Annotated in this window: 18 protein-coding genes; 3 read left to right on the top strand and 15 right to left on the bottom strand. The window is 58.0% G+C overall.

Annotated features, from left to right (window positions below):
* The 5 genes from NW839_RS07420 to psbE all read right to left on the bottom strand — a co-directional run.
* The coding region (locus NW839_RS07420) for a photosystem I reaction center subunit XI (RefSeq protein WP_414380556.1) at positions 1-361 on the bottom strand (361 nt) is incomplete at its 3' end.
* A 526-nt stretch (positions 362-887) separates the two neighbouring features.
* Positions 888-1,007, bottom strand: coding sequence for a photosystem II reaction center protein J (locus tag NW839_RS07415; protein ID WP_011433112.1), 120 nt, complete (start codon positions 1,005-1,007; stop codon positions 888-890).
* A gap of 141 nt (positions 1,008-1,148) precedes the next feature.
* Positions 1,149-1,274, bottom strand: coding sequence for a photosystem II reaction center protein L (locus NW839_RS07410; protein WP_011433111.1), 126 nt, complete (start codon positions 1,272-1,274; stop codon positions 1,149-1,151).
* Between the two features lie 5 nt (positions 1,275-1,279).
* Positions 1,280-1,411: a cytochrome b559 subunit beta gene (psbF, locus tag NW839_RS07405; RefSeq protein WP_011433110.1), complete on the bottom strand. Its 132-nt coding sequence runs from the start codon at positions 1,409-1,411 to the stop codon at positions 1,280-1,282.
* A gap of 76 nt (positions 1,412-1,487) precedes the next feature.
* On the bottom strand, positions 1,488-1,733 hold the full coding sequence (gene psbE / locus NW839_RS07400) for a cytochrome b559 subunit alpha (RefSeq protein WP_011433109.1): 246 nt from the start codon (positions 1,731-1,733) through the stop codon (positions 1,488-1,490).
* A 309-nt stretch (positions 1,734-2,042) separates the two neighbouring features.
* Between psbE and NW839_RS07395 the strand changes: the two genes are divergently transcribed.
* Positions 2,043-3,728: an S-layer homology domain-containing protein gene (locus tag NW839_RS07395; protein ID WP_414351043.1), complete on the top strand. Its 1,686-nt coding sequence runs from the start codon at positions 2,043-2,045 to the stop codon at positions 3,726-3,728.
* 18 nt (positions 3,729-3,746) lie between these two features.
* Here NW839_RS07395 and NW839_RS07390 read toward each other — a convergent pair whose 3' ends face one another.
* Complete coding sequence (locus NW839_RS07390) at positions 3,747-5,474, bottom strand: HD domain-containing protein (RefSeq protein WP_414351040.1); 1,728 nt, start codon at positions 5,472-5,474, stop codon at positions 3,747-3,749.
* Between the two features lie 207 nt (positions 5,475-5,681).
* Here NW839_RS07390 and thrS point away from each other — a divergent pair, with 207 nt between their 5' ends.
* Together thrS and NW839_RS07380 are read left to right on the top strand one after the other, a co-directional pair.
* Positions 5,682-7,493 (top strand): threonine--tRNA ligase, encoded by a 1,812-nt coding sequence (gene thrS / locus NW839_RS07385; RefSeq protein ID WP_414351039.1) that lies wholly within the window; start codon positions 5,682-5,684, stop codon positions 7,491-7,493.
* 113 nt (positions 7,494-7,606) lie between these two features.
* Complete coding sequence (locus tag NW839_RS07380; protein ID WP_414351037.1) at positions 7,607-7,930, top strand: sugar ABC transporter ATP-binding protein; 324 nt, start codon at positions 7,607-7,609, stop codon at positions 7,928-7,930.
* On the opposite strand, the gene malQ is transcribed toward NW839_RS07380, so the two are convergent.
* The 9 genes from malQ to NW839_RS07335 form a co-directional block, all read right to left on the bottom strand.
* On the bottom strand, positions 7,927-9,528 hold the full coding sequence (malQ, locus tag NW839_RS07375; protein ID WP_414351035.1) for a 4-alpha-glucanotransferase: 1,602 nt from the start codon (positions 9,526-9,528) through the stop codon (positions 7,927-7,929). The two genes, NW839_RS07380 and malQ, sit on opposite strands and share 4 nt — an antisense overlap.
* A 155-nt stretch (positions 9,529-9,683) precedes the next feature.
* Positions 9,684-10,556, bottom strand: a complete 873-nt coding sequence (locus NW839_RS07370; RefSeq protein WP_414351033.1) for a polysaccharide deacetylase family protein — start codon at positions 10,554-10,556, stop codon at positions 9,684-9,686.
* A 40-nt stretch (positions 10,557-10,596) separates the two neighbouring features.
* Positions 10,597-11,214 carry an orotate phosphoribosyltransferase gene (pyrE, locus tag NW839_RS07365; protein ID WP_414351031.1) on the bottom strand — a complete coding sequence of 206 codons (618 nt, stop codon included), beginning with the start codon at positions 11,212-11,214 and terminating at the stop codon, positions 10,597-10,599.
* Between the two features lie 195 nt (positions 11,215-11,409).
* On the bottom strand, positions 11,410-11,943 hold the full coding sequence (locus NW839_RS07360) for a GTP-binding protein (RefSeq protein ID WP_414351028.1): 534 nt from the start codon (positions 11,941-11,943) through the stop codon (positions 11,410-11,412).
* 244 nt (positions 11,944-12,187) lie between these two features.
* Positions 12,188-12,739, bottom strand: a complete 552-nt coding sequence (locus tag NW839_RS07355; RefSeq protein WP_414341575.1) for a protoglobin domain-containing protein — start codon at positions 12,737-12,739, stop codon at positions 12,188-12,190.
* Positions 12,740-12,793: 54 nt separating this feature from the next.
* The gene (locus tag NW839_RS07350; protein WP_414351027.1) at positions 12,794-13,162 is read right to left on the bottom strand and encodes a roadblock/LC7 domain-containing protein; all 369 of its coding nucleotides are present in this window, start codon (positions 13,160-13,162) and stop codon (positions 12,794-12,796) included.
* A gap of 80 nt (positions 13,163-13,242) precedes the next feature.
* Positions 13,243-14,070 carry a DUF4388 domain-containing protein gene (locus tag NW839_RS07345; RefSeq protein ID WP_414351024.1) on the bottom strand — a complete coding sequence of 276 codons (828 nt, stop codon included), beginning with the start codon at positions 14,068-14,070 and terminating at the stop codon, positions 13,243-13,245.
* Positions 14,071-14,402: 332 nt separating this feature from the next.
* Positions 14,403-16,997: a heavy metal translocating P-type ATPase gene (locus NW839_RS07340; RefSeq protein WP_414351021.1), complete on the bottom strand. Its 2,595-nt coding sequence runs from the start codon at positions 16,995-16,997 to the stop codon at positions 14,403-14,405.
* 120 nt (positions 16,998-17,117) lie between these two features.
* Positions 17,118-17,537: an aldo/keto reductase gene (locus tag NW839_RS07335; protein WP_414351019.1), complete on the bottom strand. Its 420-nt coding sequence runs from the start codon at positions 17,535-17,537 to the stop codon at positions 17,118-17,120.
* Positions 17,538-17,595 lie beyond the last annotated feature (58 nt).

Genomic DNA, 17,595 nt, shown 5'->3' with positions numbered 1-17,595 from the left:
CCCCCCAACCCCGAGCTGTAGCCAGAGGAGCGGCCCCCGGTGTTTCCGGCTTGTTTCCGAAGGTAACGCTGCCATAGGCCGACATGCAGGCGGTTCCCAGCAGCACAATCGCCATCGCCGTAACCAGCCCGCCTAAGTTAGCTGCCTCAGGGTAATCCCGCAGCGGCCCCAGCACAATTTCTGGCCCTACCAAGAAATAGCCATGGGCCAGCCCAATTTCTAGACCCCGCAACAGCGGCGATAAGCCAGGACGGTTGATGGGGAGATTGTTGATAAACAGACGGGTGACAGGAGAATCGCTGATGGGCGTCGAAAGATGCCCCTCGCAGGGATCGTCGTTAAAGGTGCGAATGTAATCCATGTCCGAATGTCCTGCCTGGAATTTTGCGATTCATTCTACGGGGCCTAAGTTACCCTCTCGGCAACCACCACCCGGATCGTTAAAAAAGTTCATGCTCGCTTAACACAGAGATAGCTCTTCTAAATAAGTTTGAGACATAAGTTTGAGACATTCCCTCGCAGAACCTGTCCTCAGCAATTCGCGCTCTTGCCCATGATCCCTGACCTGCTAACGCGAACTTCACCCTCTCCAGGGGGAGAAGAGAGAAGTCCAGATTCACCGCCTGGTTGTAACCAGTGGTGAGGAATAGCGGCAGCTTTTTCGGACTGTGTATTGAGTATTAAGTTGAGTATTAAGGTCTGCAATGAAGTGGGATCCCTGCTGGGCAAGGGATCGATATTGCGCTGTGGTAGGTAGCCCCGAAAAAAGTGGTAGATACACTGGCCATGGGTCAACAAAGCCTAACTGAATTCGGCTAGGTCGTAAAAACCATGGGACCCTTTACCCCTACCTATTGGGGGCTACTACCAGACCGAAAACCTCAAACCTACAGACTAGAGCCTAGGCCCACATAGGAGCCATAGAAAAAGAGCCCAACTACCGTGATCACACCCAAACCGGCAACCACAGCCACTATCCACAAAGGGATCCTTGCTTGACTGGTCATAGCAACTGGTCTCCAAAAAAGACAGAACTAGCAGCAATTACATTCTCAGTAAACTTAGCAAAGGGGAGCAAGGGCTAGCCAAAAGCCAGCATTGTCCCCTGCGCTCTTTCCCAACTCCAAGAGCAGAGTGTGATCCTGGCCTCAGTTGAGAAAATAGCTGGAGAACAACAGCCCAACCACAAACACCAGCAGCAAACCCAAGTAAAGGGAAGTGCGGTTTAGCTCGACAGGTTGGGAGTTGGGATTCCTTTCGGGTTGATCAGCCATTGGGTTCACCGTTGAATAAACTGCATTGCAGCAATAGCTCCCAAGAAGAAAACCGTTGGGATCGCCAAGGTATGTACCGCCAGCCAACGGACGGTAAAAACAGGGTAAAAAACGGGTTCATCAGATTTAGTGGCCATAGATATCACCCTACGCAAAAAGCTCAATCAACTTACAAATTGCAACAACGAATAGTCCACTTACCCACCGGCACTCCTAGCGAGTCAGCCTCTCCAGCTCCTCCAGAGCATTGAAGCGATCGCTGACGATCGGCAACTCCTGGCGTTCTGCCGTGAAATACTCATTGGGGCGCGGGGTGCCAAAAATATCATAGGCCAGGCCAGTGCTCACAAAAAGCCAGCCTGCCAAAAACAAAGCGGGAATGGTCAGGGCGTGAATAACCCAGTAGCGGACACTGGTAATGATATCGACAAAAGGTCGCTCTCCGGTGCTGCCAGCCATGAAACTCCTCCCTAGGGTAGGGGCAAAAGTGCTTTCTGAACTTTCTGAGTCTATAACACAATGATAAGGATTTGGATGCACAACTACAAGTTACGAGACCCTTGCTTAGGCCCTTTGCTGTCAAGCCGGATCCCGTCTTGCATAGGTAAAATCTCCTAAGGGATCCCTGCGGCGAACCTTCTTACCCGAGTTTTCAGAATCTCACTGCCAAAGGGCGCAATCCCAAGGGGCATCGAGGGCTTGAGGATGGGGCGGAAGTTTGAGATAAGCTGGCCCTGAGGGGATGTTGTTGGAACAGGAGTGACAGCTATGCGGTGCTCGTGGCCCCTAGCTCTGAGCTTGTGTTGGACGCTGGGCTGGTCGGGTGTCAGCTTGCCGGCTTGGTCCCAAGGGGTGGAGCAGCAAGCCTCGCTGGCCTGGACCGACCCCTACGTGGCGGCTCTGGAACGTCAGACAGATGTGGTGATCACCCAAGAACCCCTGTCAGCCACCCTGACCCGTCTGGAATTGGCCCAGTGGCTGACGGAGTTTTTCGGCTACATTCCCAATCCCAACCAGGTGCAGGAGATTCGCGACCTGGAGCCCAACACCCCCGACTATTGGACTGCCCAAGCCGTGCTGCAGGCGGGGGCCATGCGCCTATACGAGGGCAACGAGTTTCGCCCGCAAGGGGATATCACCCACCTGGAAGCCCTGGCCATTTTGGTGCGGGCTCTGCAATTGCCTGCTCCCACCCAGGCCGACATTGAGCGCTGGATGGCTCTGTACACCGATGCGGCTGATGTGCCGGAGGTAGGGCGGGCTTTTGTGGCCATGGCAGGCGAAGCGGGGCTGCTGGTGAATGTGCCGGATCCAGCTCGTCTTCAGCCCAATCGCGTGCTGAGGCGAGCAGAAGGGGCGGTGTTGTTGCATCAGGCCCTGGTGTATCGCGGTCAGCTTCCGCCCTTGCCACCCCCTGTGGCCCAGTTGCGTCCCTCCCCAGCCCGGGTGGCCGAGACTGTCCAACCCGAAATCTTCCAAACGCGGATCACTCCCGAGGGAGGAAGTGTTCCTGCAGGGGGAACCTTGACCATTGAAGCGCAGGCCACTCCCAACGGCAGGGCTACGGTTGATATCGGCGGCGTGGTTCAGGGTCTGCCGATGCAGGAGGTGCAGCCCGGCTACTACCGCGCAGTTTATAGCCTTGGTCCTCAGGATGCCGTCTTTGGCCCCGACATCAGTATTCAGTTGACCCTCAATGGCGTCAGTACCCGCGTTCAACGGCGGCTACCTCAACTGGCCTTGGGCAATGTTGCTCCTCCGCCAGTGGAATCAGTATTTCCGCCCCCAGCTCCTCTGCCGCAGCCAGCCCCTTTGACTGCAGCCGGCAATCGCTATCCGCGCATTGAGGCCATTCGCTTGGATCCCCAGCGCGACTTGGTGGAAGGGGATATTCTCACCATTGCCATTTGGGGAGAGTCCGGAGGGATCGCCCAGTTTGATCTGGGGAATCTGGCCCTGAACCAGCCGATGCGGGAGGTACGACCCAACCACTACGAAGGCACCTACGTGGTAGCCCCCACCCACCAGGCCAACAATCCCACCTTGAGGATTGTGCTCACCAAGGACGGCCTCAGCCAGGAACATCGGGAGATTTTTCCTTTTTCCATCGATGGCTCCAGAGGAACCCGCTCCACCATTCAGCCGGTTTCCGCACCCGTCGCCACGGGACTGCCCCAGATTTTCAGTGTCACCACCAACAGCACCAATCTGCGCATGGGAGAAATTCTCAAAGTCACCATGCGAGGAGATCCAGGGGGGCGGGCTGCTTTTCGGATTGTTGGGGTAACGCCGGAAGTCGAAATGCGGGAGGTGGCGCCGGGCCTATACGAAACCCAGCAGCAGTTGCCCTTCAACATGCAGCCGGTCAACAACGGCATCATCGAGGTGATTTTGCAAAGAGGGGGCCAAAAGACCACCCAAACCAGCCCCTCGCCCATTACCATCGCCCCTTAGCTAGGATCCCCGAGAAGGCTAAACTGCTGCCTCAAAGGGATCGGCGCTGCGCTGGATCTGGGTAGAGAGCTTGGGGATTACCTGCAGGTCGAACTGTTGCTCGAAGACTTTTTTCTTCTCGTTTAAGCTCCACAACTCTAGGGCACAGTCGTCCTTGGGATGCCTGGGATCCAAAATCAACTCCATGCGGCGGGGGCCTTCTCCCAGGAGCTGAAAACGGCAGTGCAGGGCTTGAATGGCCTGCAGGCGGCGGCGATCCAAAGCACAGGCTATGCGCAGCAGGGGGCTCAGTTCCAGCACCACTTGGCGATCCCGCTCGTCGCTGAGGCGCTGGAAGTTCTCGTGCTTCTTCTTGGGGGGCGACTTGCGGTGGTAGCGGGCCAAGTTGGCGATCACCTCCACCTCTTCTTCGTTGAAGCCCAAGAGTTCTCCATGGCGGATCAGGTAGTAGGAGTGCTTGTGGTGGGCGGCATGGCTGATGAAGTGGCCGCAGTTGTGCAGCATGGCCGCCGCCCAGAGAAGAGCCCGCTCCCGGGATCCCCAGCCATGCAGGATGCCGCGGGTTTGATCGAAAAGGCTGAGGGCAAACTCGGCCACCCGCTCGGCATAGGGGATCTCCACCTGGTATTTTTCCGCCAGCTTGAGCACACTGCGCCGCCGCACCGAGCTGTGGTAGCGCAGCCGATCCTCAATCAGCCCTTGGCCGATCATCCAGTCCACGATCAGCCCTTCCCGCAGAGCCCGTTCGCAAAACTGGATCCGCTCCACCCCCAGCAGGGTCATCACTTCTTCCAAGATGACCGCCCCGGCTAGGATGATCTCCCCCCGCCTTTCCCCCAGGCCGGGCAGCTTTTGCCGTTCGGCCACCGTCAGGGATCGCAGCTCTTTGATGTAGCCGCGCAGGGCTTCCAGGCTGAACTCATACCCCTGCAGGCGATGGGGGAGAGCGCCCAACCGACGGCGGGCATCCAACTGGGCCAGGCACTCGACGGTGCCAGAGGTGCCCACCAAAGGCAGGGATCCCTGTTGTTGTGAAGAGGCAAGGATCCGCTTCATCTGCTCGATGGGGGATTCCAGCATGCCGCGGATGTGCTGGCGCAGGGCTTGCAGTTCGCCAGAAGTGGGCGGATCGTGGTGCAAAAAAGCCTGGGTTAGACGCACAGCTCCCACCTTGATGCTGCGCAGAAACTCCGGCTCTTGGCCATTGCCCAAAATCAGCTCGGTGGAGCCACCGCCGATATCCACCACCGCGTGCATCCGGTTGTGGAACTCCATCGCCGAGAGCACCCCCAGGTAGATGCGGCGGGCCTCTTCCTGCCCCGAGATCAACTCCACCCGCAGGCCCAGCTCCCGTTCAATCCGCTTCAAAAACTCCGGCCCATTGGGGGCCTCGCGCACAGCACTGGTAGCCACGGCAACAATATCCTGCACCTGAAAGCTCTCAGCAATGCGGCAAAACCGCTCCAGAGCCGTCCGGGCCCGTTCCATAGCTGCAGGCGTGAGGGCGCCCGTCTGGCTGCAAAACTCCCCCAGCCGGACGGTGGCTTTTTCGCGGGAGATGATGGTGAAGCTGGGGATACGGGGATTGATGCGCACCACCACCATGTGGAGAGAGTTGCTGCCCACATCGATGGCGGCCAGAACGGGGGCCGCCCAAGATTCAGAACGAGAAGCCGGGCTGGTTTCGGAAACTGGGGAAGCAGAGGTGACAGAGCGTTCCGTGAAGTTGGTGGGCGAAGAGATCATGGCTCGGGTAAGGGGGTCAACCCCTTTAGGATACTGTGTACTTTCCCCCCTTGTTCCGGGCCGAGTCGTGAGGTGAGGTTCGCGGTTGACTCGGCAAACAGGGGAATTGATTAGCTGGGGATCCCTGCCGTTCTCGCCCCAGCCTAAGATAGGGACACGGATATCCATTTCTTCACTGTTCTTTCTTTGTTGTCGAAGCAGGTTCCGATGTCTCAGCCAGCCGAATCACCTCAGAAGGCCAACAGCACCCTCAAACTGCTGCGCACTCACGAGTCTCCCAAACTGGAGCGCATCCGCCACACCACTTCCCATGTCCTGGCTATGGCGGTGCAAAAGCTGTTTCCCAAGGCCCAGGTGACCATCGGCCCCACAACCGACTACGGCTTCTACTACGATTTTGACCATCCCGAGCCCTTCACGCCGGAAGATCTGGATCGCATCAAAAAAGAGATGCAGGCAATCATCAAAAAGGGCCTGCCGGTGATCCGCGAGGAGGTGAGCCGTGAAGAGGCCAGGCGCCGCATCGAAGCCCTCGGAGAACCCTACAAGCTGGAGATCTTAGACAGCATTCCCGAAGGGGAGGTCATCAGCATTTACCACTTGGGGAATGAATGGTGGGATCTCTGTGCCGGTCCCCACGTGGAAAACACCCAAGAGCTCAACCCCAAAGCTTTCGATCTGCTCAGCGTGGCCGGCGCCTATTGGCGGGGGGACGAGACCAAGCCGCAGCTCCAACGCATCTACGGTACCGCCTGGGAAACTCCAGAGGAGCTGAAGGAATACAAGCGGCGGCTGGAGGAGGCCAAACGGCGGGATCACCGCAAGCTGGGCAAAGAACTGGGTCTCTTCCTGTTTTCCGATGAAGTGGGTCCGGGCTTGCCCCTTTGGACTCCGAAAGGAACTACCCTACGCTGGGTGCTGGAGGATTTTCTCAAGCAGGAGCAGCTCAAGCGGGGCTACCTGCCGGTGGTTACCCCTCATATTGCCCGTGTGGACTTGTTCAAGATCTCCGGCCACTGGCAAAAGTACCGGGAAGATATGTTCCCCATGATGGCGGAGAATGAGCAGGATCGCGCAGCCGAACAGGGCTTTGTCATGAAGCCGATGAACTGTCCTTTTCACATCCAAATCTACAAATCCGAGCTGCGATCCTACCGCGATTTGCCCCTACGATATGCCGAATTCGGCACCGTCTATCGCTATGAGCAATCGGGGGAATTGGGAGGTCTGACGCGAGTGCGTGGCTTTACGGTGGACGATGCCCATTTGTTTGTTCGCCCCGATCAATTGGAGGAGGAGTTTCTTAAGGTTGTCGATCTCATTTTGGTGGTCTTCGACAAGCTTAAACTCAAAGATTTTCGCGCCCGCCTCAGCTTCCGCGATCCCAAGTCTGACAAATATCTGGGATCCCCTGAGGACTGGGACAGGGCCGAGAATGCCATCCGTCGCGCTGTAGAGAAGCTCTCGATGCCCCATTTTGAAGGGATCGGCGAAGCAGCCTTCTATGGGCCAAAGCTGGATTTTATTTTCCGCGACGCGCTGGATCGGGAGTGGCAACTGGGCACGGTTCAGGTGGACTACCAAAACCCACAGCGCTTTGATCTGCAATACGTAGCTGAGGACGGATCCCGGCAACGCCCGGTGATGATCCACCGCGCTCCCTTTGGCTCGCTGGAGCGGCTGATTGGGATCCTCATCGAAGAATACGCTGGGGATTTTCCCTTCTGGCTGGCCCCGGAACAGGTGCGCATTTTGCCCGTTTCCGATCAGTATCTGGGCTACGCCACCCAAGTGCGGGATCAACTGCGAGAACACGGGATCCGCGTCCACATCGATGCCGACAGCGATCGTTTGCCGAAGAAAATCCGCAATGCCGAGAAGGCCCGGATCCCCTTCATGCTGATCGTGGGGGAACAGGAACAGGCGGCAGGAACGGTGAGCGTGCGCCAGCGCCATGGACAGGAGCTGGGATCCCTGACGGTGGCAGACTTCCTGGATCAGGTGCAGGCGCTCAACTAGCCGGTTGCGGCAATGGAGGGCAGTGGAGTTTTCAGAACTTGAGGATCCCAGATGCCGGGGAGCTCAAGAAAGGGCCTGAATGTCCCTTTCTAAAGAAAAGCCAGCCGACGGCCGTGTTGACGGCCCGCCGCTATTCTGGCGGCAATGCCCAGAAGATCGTTGTGGGACGGGAGCTTTCCTGTGGCTCCAAGGTGCTGGTGGCTGCCCAGCCGACGCGGGGGGTGGATGTGGGGGCCATCGAGGCCATTCATCGCCGCATCCTGCAGGCGCGGGATCAGGGCATGGGGGTGCTGCTGGTATCGGCGGATTTGAATGAGGTGATCAGCTTGTCGGATCGCATTTTGGTGATCCATGAGGGCCGCCTGGTAGGAGAACTCAGGCCTGAAGAGGCCACCGAAGAGCGGATCGGGCTGCTGATGGGCGGGATCCAGCATTAGACGAGGCTGGGGGCAGCTTGAGAAGACCCTGCCGCCCGTTCTTGGGCTAGGGCTGCTCGCCGTTGCTCCAACTCTTGAGGAGAGATGCGCCCATAGGTCACGCTCATCTCGGCCAGGCGCTGGATCATGTCCTGCCGCAGCATGTCCTCGCGGTAGCGCCAGGCCCAGTTGTTCTCGGTGGTGCCGGGGAAGTTCATGCGCGCCTCTGCCCCCAAGCCCATCACATCTTGCAGGGGAATGATGGCCAGATCGGCTACGGAAGCAAGGGCTAGGCGAATGAGATCCCAATGGATGCCCCCGGATCCCTGGCAGCCCAAATAGCGCAGCAGGTTTTGTTTTTCCCACTCCGAGCGATCCGGGTCATTAAACCAACCCACCACCGTGTTGTTGTCGTGGGTGCCGGTGTAAACGACAAAGTTGCGCTCATAGGCATGGGGCAAATAGGGGTTATCGGGCCCAGAGCCGAAGGCAAAGAGCAACACCTTCATGCCGGGCAAGCCAAATTGATCCCGCAGTTGCAACACCTCCGGCGTAATGTCTCCCAGATCTTCGGCAATCACCGGGATTTCCCCCAACTTGTCGGCCAGGGTCTGAAAGAAATCTGCCCCCGGCCCTTTTTGCCACTCCCCTTCCACAGCCGTTTCTGCATCGCCTGGAATGGCCCAGTAGCTCTCGAAGCCGCGAAAGTGGTCGATGCGCACACAGTCCACCTGCTTGAGGATGGCCTGGATGCGCCGGATCCACCAGTCGTAGCCGCGAGCCTTGAGCACCTCCCAGTTGTAGAGGGGGTTACCCCAGCGTTGCCCAGTAGGGCTGAAATAGTCGGGCGGCACACCGGCTACCTGCAAGGGCTGTCCCCGTTCATCCAGGTGAAACAGCTCCCGGTTGGCCCACACGTCGGCACTGTTGGGGGCAACGTAGATGGGCACATCCCCAATGAGCCGCACTTGATGCCGATGAGCATACTCCCTTAGGGATCCCCACTGCTGGGCAAACAGATACTGCCAAAACATCTGCTCGGTAATGGCATCGGCATAGCGATCGCGAGCCTCTTGCAAAGCCGGCGGATCCCGTCGCACCAAGGCCGGATCCCATTGGTTCCACTCTTGCTCGCCGTACACATCCTTGAGGGCCATGAACAGGGCATAGTCCGGCAGCCAGTCGGCCTCGGCAGCGCAATAGGCTTGGAAAGCTTCCCAATCGGGGCCGGAAGCTTTTTCTTTGAAGGTAGCCCAGGCGCGGTGCAACAGGCCCAGCTTGAAGGGGATCACGGTTTCGTAGTCCACCCGCTCGGCGGATCCGGCTTGGATCGTTGGCCATTGGGGCAGGTCCTGCCAACTGTCGGGCTCTAGCCAGCCGGCTTTTACCAACAGCTCCGGGCTGATGAGCAGCGGGTTGCCGGCTATGGAGGAAAAGCTCATGTAGGGGGAGTTGCCCCAGCCGGTAGGTCCCAGAGGCAGCACCTGCCAGAGGCGCTGGCCGCTCTCCACCAGAAAATCCACAAAACGATAAGCCGATGGCCCCAGATCGCCGATGCCAAATGGCCCCGGTAGCGAGGTGGGGTGCAGGAGGATCCCACTGAGTCTGCCCATGCGCATGGCCAAGCCCTTTTGCTGAAGGTGGCTTCACCGCCTATGCTGTCACTTCTGGAGCCACGATGAACAGCTCCAGACAAGACAAAATTAGAACAAAGTTAAAAAATGAGCAGGATCCAAGGCCAAGACGAGCCATCCTCTCCGGTCAGGGGATCCCGTCAGGCCACCTCGGGGGCAGGGCAGGCTTGGGCGTACCAGTTGTAGAGACCATCGCCGGTGGTGAGCCAAGTCTGAGGGCGAGATTGGATGTGCTGCAAGGCTTTTTTCAGGGATCCCATCCGCAGCGGCTGCCCGACAATAAAGGGGTGCAGGCCGATGGCCATGATGCGAGGGGAGCGCTCCCCATCCTGCCAGAGTTGATCAAACTGGTCGATGAGGGCCTGGGCAAAGGCTTCTGCCGACAGGCGGGCGCTGAGACAGAGGCTGATGTCGTTGGCCTCCAGGGTGTAGGGGATCCCCAAGAGGGGGCCGGCGGCAGTCTGCAGCCAGTAGGGTTGGTCGTCGTTTACCCAGTCGGTGGTGTAGCGGATCCCGGCAGCCTTGAGCAGGTCAAAGGTGTTCTCGCTAACGGAAAACCCCGGCGTCAGCCAGCCCCAAGGGCGGGATCCCGACACCTTCTCCAAAAGGGACAAACTGCGCTCGATGAGCTCTTGTTCGGCTTCGCGGGCCAGGCCGCTGTGGCCGGTAGAGTTGTTCCAGCCGTGGGCCAACACCGACCAGCCGTATTGGCGGATCCCTTCGATGATGGGGGGGTAAAGCTGCACCATTTCTGCATTCAAGGCGGCAGTCACCGGGATCCCCAGCTCGGCAAACAGCTCAAACAAGCGCCAAATGCCCACCCGATTGCCGTAGTCCCGCCAGCCGTAGTTGGCGATCTCAGGGGAGCTGGTGAGATGGGGTTGAATGGCCGTGCCCAGCTTGCCAAAGGTGAAGTGCTCGATGTTCATCACCACGTACACAGCCACCCGCGCCCGATGCGGTAGGCTCGGCAGATTTCGGCTGGGCAGAGCTGAGTAGGCAGGGGGCAGCATGTCCGCTCTCCAAAGCTTTGATGCTCACCAAGGGGGCAGGCTAGTCCTTTGATTTTCCTGAGGTCAAGGCCCGATGGCAAGCCTGCACTTCTGGAAGGGTGAATAGGCGACGAAAGGCGATCCCTGCTTCTCGGTAGCGGTCTTCTGCCCCTTCCAGCCGATCCACCAAAGCCAGGATCCCTTCTGCCCGGTAGCCGGCTGCCCGCACCCGTTCGACAGCCTTCAAAGCAGAACTGCCGGTGGTCACCACATCTTCCAGGATCCACACCCGACTGCCTGCCGGCAACTCCGGCCCCTCGATCCAGGCTTGCGTGCCGTGCCCCTTGGGCTCTTTGCGCACGATCAAGGCGGGTAGGTTGGCGGGTTCAGCATGCAGAGAGGCCAAACTCACCGCCGTCACCAAGGGATCCGCTCCCAGCGTCATCCCAGCCACTGCTTCGGTTTCGAGCGGCAACAGCCGGTGCAGCAGGGATCCCACCCAATAAGCTCCTTGGGGGTGAAGGGTAACCGGTTTGCAGTTGATGTAGTAGGGGCTCTTCTGTCCAGAAGTGAGGGTAAAGGAGCCTTCTCGATAGGCCAGTTGGGCGAGGAGATACAACAGTTTCTCCCGCGCTTCCTCTGGGGAAAGGGTCAGGGGAGAGCAATCGAGAAGCAACACAGCGGGGATCCTCTTGGTTCAATGGCTGGCCAGAAAGATCACTCAGGACATTTCATTATGCGGCAAATCTCCACCGAATCCAATCTCCCGTTTTTCGGCTTCACGGGAGGGATCCCTGTCACGCAAAAGATACGCCTGTCTTGGCTAGGGCCAATGTTGCTGAAGTTCTAGACCGGCGGATACCTGAAAATCTGTTCAAACAACCACCTGGGGCATCATTTGCTCAACCAACAGAAGCAACGTGTTGGCAACAGAAGCCGGCTCCTGGGCATTCAAAGTGGTGTGCGGAACTGAACCGTCCTGATTCCCCAAAATTAACAAAATGTCTTCTGGATCCCAGGCATTGGGTTGATCGACGTGGGTGATCCCAATCACGTAGGGGGCGCTCGTCCTGGCCTTCATAAAAGATTGAATGGCTTGGGCATTGCGAAACTGGCCCGGCAAGTGCGCAGGCACCAGAAGAACATAGCCGTGGGCGCGCTTAATTAAAATATCCCACATAAAGTTAAAGCGAGACTGGCCGGGAGTGCCGTAGAGATGCAGCCACATCTCTTCTTCCTCCTCTCCAATTCTCAAGCGGCCGAAGTCCATGCTTACCGTCGTGGTTTTCTTCAGCTCTGCCACCTCGTCCGTTGCTTTGCAATCGGTGTCTACTACCTCAATCTCGCTAATCGTGCGAATAAAGGTAGACTTTCCAGCTCCCACCGGCCCTGTTACAACAATTCGCAAGATATTTCCCATAAACTGGCCTCAGACTAAGCTCTAGCGACAAAGCTGAATAAAACTCGGGGGAGTGCACCGATGTGCCGCACGGGAGGTAAAGCTATCTCCAGGTTGCTTCTAAGATAATCTAAAAAAGATACCAACGCCAGCTCTGCTCCAGAGGGATCCCAGAAACTCAAGCACCTCAGCCCAAGAAGGTAGAGAAATTAAGCAAGTAGAGTAAGCAAGAGCCCACTCTAACTCAAACAACTCAAATTAAACTGTTGGCACCATTGGCAATTAACCGTTTGAATAAAGCCTCGCTCATGCCTGTTTCCTGTTGCACGGCGTTATAGGCCACCTCAAGGTAAGCTTGCTCAATAAAAGAGAGGTCAATCATGCAAACCTTGCTCAAGCTGGTGCGCAACTGTTCAGGCTTGCCTTCTTTCGCCAACTGCCGACTGACCTCCTGCACAACTGTGGCCATAGCAGGTACAACATGTTGGGGGCCGATGCCAACGCGCACATGAACTATGCCGATTTTCCAGCGGCGATCCGCATACTGGGGGCCCCAATTGTCTATGCCCGTGAACATTTCCTTGAACCAGTCAGCAAAAGTTTGGCCCAGCCGCTGCCGGTTATGCTTGGCTATCACTGCCGCCATTTCGGCATCGCGATCCAGATAGCCGTAAAAGGCGTCTGACATTTCCGCCGCGATACTGCCGCCCCAGTCAGCACTTTGCTGCAAAACTTTCTTGTCATCATCTGTGAATTGCGTGCGCGAGATCAGGACTTGGAGCAGCTCAGAAGGTTTAATGGCCATACTTCCCTCAACGTCAGGACAGAATCAAAAACCTAGCCTCCACATTTGATTTTCTTACTTCATTGCCTCTGCAATGCTTGCCGCGACTCGCTTAATTTCCAAAAAGAGCAAGCCTTGCTTGACTTCATGGCTGGCAATTGTCAGCAAGACGGCATCGGGGCCACAACTGGTTAAAACCCCGTATCCTTTTTCCCCCTGTACAAAAACTCTCTCTATGGCTCCGCGCCCTAGCTCTCTCCCAATCCGTTCGCCCAAAGAAAGCATGGCAGCCGACATAGCAGAGGTTCTCTCTTCATCCATACCCACAGGCAGTGTGGAAGCTAAAGGTAGCCCGTCGGGGGTGACCACTGCTGCTCCCTGGACTTCCGGTGTGTTGGCAACATATCTCTGGAGGATCGCCTGCAAAGAGGACAGATTAGCCATCCTACATCTCCCTGCTGATTCCCTATCTCTAATGTTTCTACCCGAAAACCGAAAACATGACTGCAAATATCCCTATGCTTTTATTTTTCGCGCATGCCCTTGAGGAGGGTGGCCAATCGACTGACCAGAGAAGGCTTGACGGGGCCGCCCTCATCCTGGAGACCAGGCACCCTTGCCCCCAGCCTCTCCCTCACCGGCTCGGGATTCACCTCCTCAGCAATCGACTTGGACAGCTCCCAGTGACCAGACCGAGCCAGAACCGTTGGCCCCTCACAAGGGCTGATCAACCCCAGCTTGGCCAGACGGGCGCAGGCATAGCGCACCTCCAGCAGGTCCGCCCCCAGTGCTTGAGCCAAAGCCGTCAGCTTGCGGGAAGGCGACACCTGCTCCAAGATCGACCACTCCAGCGCAGAAAGCTTGAACAGAGGCAGTTCGGTGCTGGTACGCCAAAAGCAACTATCGGGTTCGGGCAGGTCTTTTTCGGGGCGCTGGTCTAGCTTGAGCTGCTGCAGGGCTTCCAGGACGGCAGCGGTGGCGCTTTTGCTGAGGCCAGTCATTTCTCGGTAGGGCATGGGCACGTTGGGCAGGAAGCTGAACTGTCCGGATTCGAGGGCAAAGAGGCTGTAGAGTCCCACCTGCAGTTGATGGCGAAAGAGCTTGGCCAAATCTACGGGCGAGATCAACCCTTGCCGCTGCAGGCAACGCCCCAGAGGCTCCTCCAAGCCCCTAGCGACCAACTGGCTGACCACCTGCTCGTCCACCAAGCCAAAGCGCGTCAGCAGGCTTTCCAAACGATGCTTTTCTTCAGGGGTGAGGGCGGCGACCACCCGACCTTGGTAAAACCAAATCCGCTGAATGCCATTGGGTGCCCAGATGGATAATTGCCCTGCTTTCTTACCCTTTTCCATTAAATGCAACAGGTCGCATAAGGAAAATTCCTGAAGATCTCCAAGCATCGCCATACTTTTGCTCCCTTCACCGCTGCAAGATGCGCTTTCTCAGTATTTTCACGGTTTTTGCTTTGCTAAGTAAGAAACCAGAAGATGCGCTTACAGCTTGGTTTCGGTCTAATCTTACAACCAAATCCTCAAAAGTTAAAGCGGATTAATCTTTTTAATCAAATGTAATCGAAGTTGCCGAATTTTTGGCTTGGACGCAGCGGAAATTGTGTCAGAAGCTCGGTAAAACCTCGGAAGACTTAACGATCGATACTTAGTCATTCGTAATTTTTAACACTTTTTTAGCTGCGGCTACTCGAAGATCTACGGGGTACAAAAGTTCGCCTCAAGAGGAGTGAATTGAGGATTACACTGAGGGAACTCAAGGCCATGAGACCCCCAGCGATTGCCGGGCTAAGCCCAATGCCAAAGGGGGGTAGGAGCACGCCTGCTGCCACTGGGATCCCCACCAGGTTGTAGCCAAAGGCCCAGAGGAGGTTCTGCTGGATCTTGCGGAAGGTGGCGCGGCTGAGGCGGATAGCTTCCACCACATCCCAGAGGCGGTTGCGCATGAGGATGATATCGGCGGTTTCTAAGGCCGCATCAGTGGCTGAGTGCAGGGCGATGCCCACATCGGCTTGGGCCAAAGCCGGAGCGTCGTTAATGCCATCTCCCACCATGGCAACTCTCTGGCCTTGGGTCTGCAGGTCGCGGATGACTTGAGCTTTGTCTGCCGGGTGAACCTCGGCGATAACGCGGATCCCGGGCACTTGCAGAGCTTCGGCTACCTGCTTGGCCACCTCAGCCCGATCGCCAGTAAGCAGCATCACCTGCAAGCCCATCTTTTGCAGTTGTCGCAGTGTTGCCTGCGCATCAGGCCGCAAGGGATCCTGGGCTGCCAGCAGCCCCACCAGGGATCCCTCTACAGCCACGCCCACCACCGTTTTGCCGGCTGCCAGTAGCGCCTCGGCCTGGGCCTGCGCCTCTGGGGAAATTGGGATCCCCAAAGCAGCCAGCCCATCCAGGGATCCCAACACCACTTCCTGCCCTTCCACTTGGGCGGCGACTCCTATCCCCGGTTGGGTTTGAAACTCGCCGGCGGAGAGCAACGGCAAACCCTGGGTGCGGGCGGCTTGCAAAATGGCTTGCGCCAGCGGATGGCGAGTGCCGCTTTCCACTGTGGCCGCCAGTTGGAGCAGGCGATTGGAATCTAGGGAGGGGTCAAGGCTGAGACAGTCCGTCAGGTGGGGATCCCCTTGGGTGAGGGTGCCGGTTTTGTCGAAGACCACCGTTTGCAAGCGATGGGCTTTCTCCAGAACATCTCCCCCTCGGATGAGCAAGCCCCGCTCGGCTCCCAGCCCGGTACCCACCAGGATGGCCATCGGCGTAGCCAACCCCAAAGCACAGGGGCAGGCCACCACCAAAACGGCAATGGCCATCTTGAGGCTGCTGAGCAGAGGTGTGGGGTGAGGGGGATGGTCGCTCAGATGCAGATGGGAGTGCAGGCTGAACCCCTCCAGGACAAAGTGCTCCGCACCGTCGCTCCCCCAGAGTGGGATCCCAACCCAGTACCAGAACCCAAAGGTGAGAATGGCCAGCGTGACCACCCCATAGGTGAAGTAGCCCGCCACCTGGTCGGCTATCCCTTGGATGGGGGCCTTGCGAGCTTGGGCCTCTTCCACCAGGCGGATGATCTGGGCCAAGGTGGTGTCTTTCCCGGTGCGCGTCGCTCGGCACAGCAGCAACCCCGATTGGTTCAGCGTTCCCGCCACCACGGGATCCCCCGCTTGTTTCAGCACCGGCAAGGGTTCCCCCGTCAACATCCCCTCGTTGACCGTGGCCTGGCCGGCAATGACCTCTCCATCCACCGGGATCTGTTCGCCGGCCCGCACTTGGAGCCAATCCCCCACTCGCACCTGTTCGACAGGGCACCATTCTCCGGTTTGGGATCCCAGATCCAGGTTCCCCTCTGGGCTGGAAGCCAGAGATCCCGCCTTCTCTGCAGGCTGAACCCGCCGAGCCAAACTGGGACACAAGCTCACCAGCGATTGCAGGCTGCTGGCCGCCCGCAGGCGGCTGTGCTGTTCCAAGGCCCGTCCCAACAGGATGAAGCTGAGCATCATGACGGGCTCGTCGAAAAAGCACTCCCAGCCCACCTGAGGGGCCAACAACCCCACCAGACTGGCCAGGTAGGCCGATCCGGATCCCAAGGTAACCAAGGTGTTCATGTTGGGGGCCAGCCGCCGCGCCCCTCTCCAACCATCCAGGACAATGCCGCGAGCTGGGCCGACAAAAGTCAAGGTCGCCAAGCCCCAGTGCAGCCAGACATCATTAAGGAGGGGCAAGCCCAGACGGGCGAAGAGATCCAAGTGTCCGGCGGCAGAAATCAGCAGCAAAAAAGCGGCGGTGAGCGCTTGGCGAATGTGGTGTCGGGTCTGCTGTCGCTGCCGAGAGAGGGGATCCGCAGGCACATCCAAGGCTTCTTCCCACCCACCGGGAGGGGAAGAGGGATCTTGAGAGTGCTCCGCACCGCTGACGCGAACGGAACTCCCGCCGGAGAGGGCCTCACCCTCTGAACTGTAGCGGCTGGGAAACCCTGCCTCTGTCAAAATCTGGGCCAGGTGCTGCGGGTCGGGCCGGATCCCAGGGGCAAACTCCACAAGGGCCGACTCGGTAACCAGGTTAACGCTGGCCTTAACCACCCCCGGCTGTCTCAGCAGGGCCTGCTCAACGGTGCGAACGCAGCCGGCACAACTCATGCCCCCCACGTGGAGAATCAGGGATCCCGCCTGAGAAGGCGCTGTGGGCCCATTCTGGTCAGCCGGATCCCTTGGCCTGTCTGCTTTATGGGTCAAAGTGCTCCGCACTGCTGACGCGAATGCATCTGGGATGGCCATCTTTGTCCTCCCGTGGTTGACAGACTCCTGGCCCTACTGGCTGCGGTAGGACAGAGCTCTAAATCTCATTTTTTGCCAAACTCAGTTCCAGGATCCCGGCAATCTGGGCAAGGGTACGGGTTAGGCAGCGCGAGCAGCTGGGGACATAAAGCTGGGGGGAATGGACTCGGGAACATACCTTTGCAAAATATCCTCGATGGTCTGCATCGCTTCCGCATCCAACGACCAGCCCCAAAGGCCGGATATTGCCTCCAGATGATAGGGCTTGCGTGCCCCCCACAGCGCCACACTCACCCCCGGTTGATCCAGCAGCCAGCGCACCGCCAACTGGGCCAAGGTCTTGCCATAGCGATCCTGAGCAAACCGGCTCAATGCCTCTGCCGCTTTTAGGTACTGGGAGTAGCGCGGTTCAACAAACTTGGGATCGATCCCGGCGCGCATGTCCCCTGGGGGGAAGGTGGTTTGCGGCGTCATCCGTCCGCTCAGCAGACCTCGGCAGAGGGGACTGTACACCAAAGTGTGAATGCCGTGCTGATACATTTACGCTGAACACTGCTGAACATCACTGTTCAACTATGCAGCGATAGCATTCTGTTTG

Origin of the sequence: Synechococcus sp. R5-15, from assembly GCF_047462035.1 — a bacterium.
Classification (GTDB): Bacteria; Cyanobacteriota; Cyanobacteriia; order Thermostichales; family Thermostichaceae; genus Thermostichus.
This window is presented reverse-complemented; position numbering and strand designations above follow the sequence as displayed.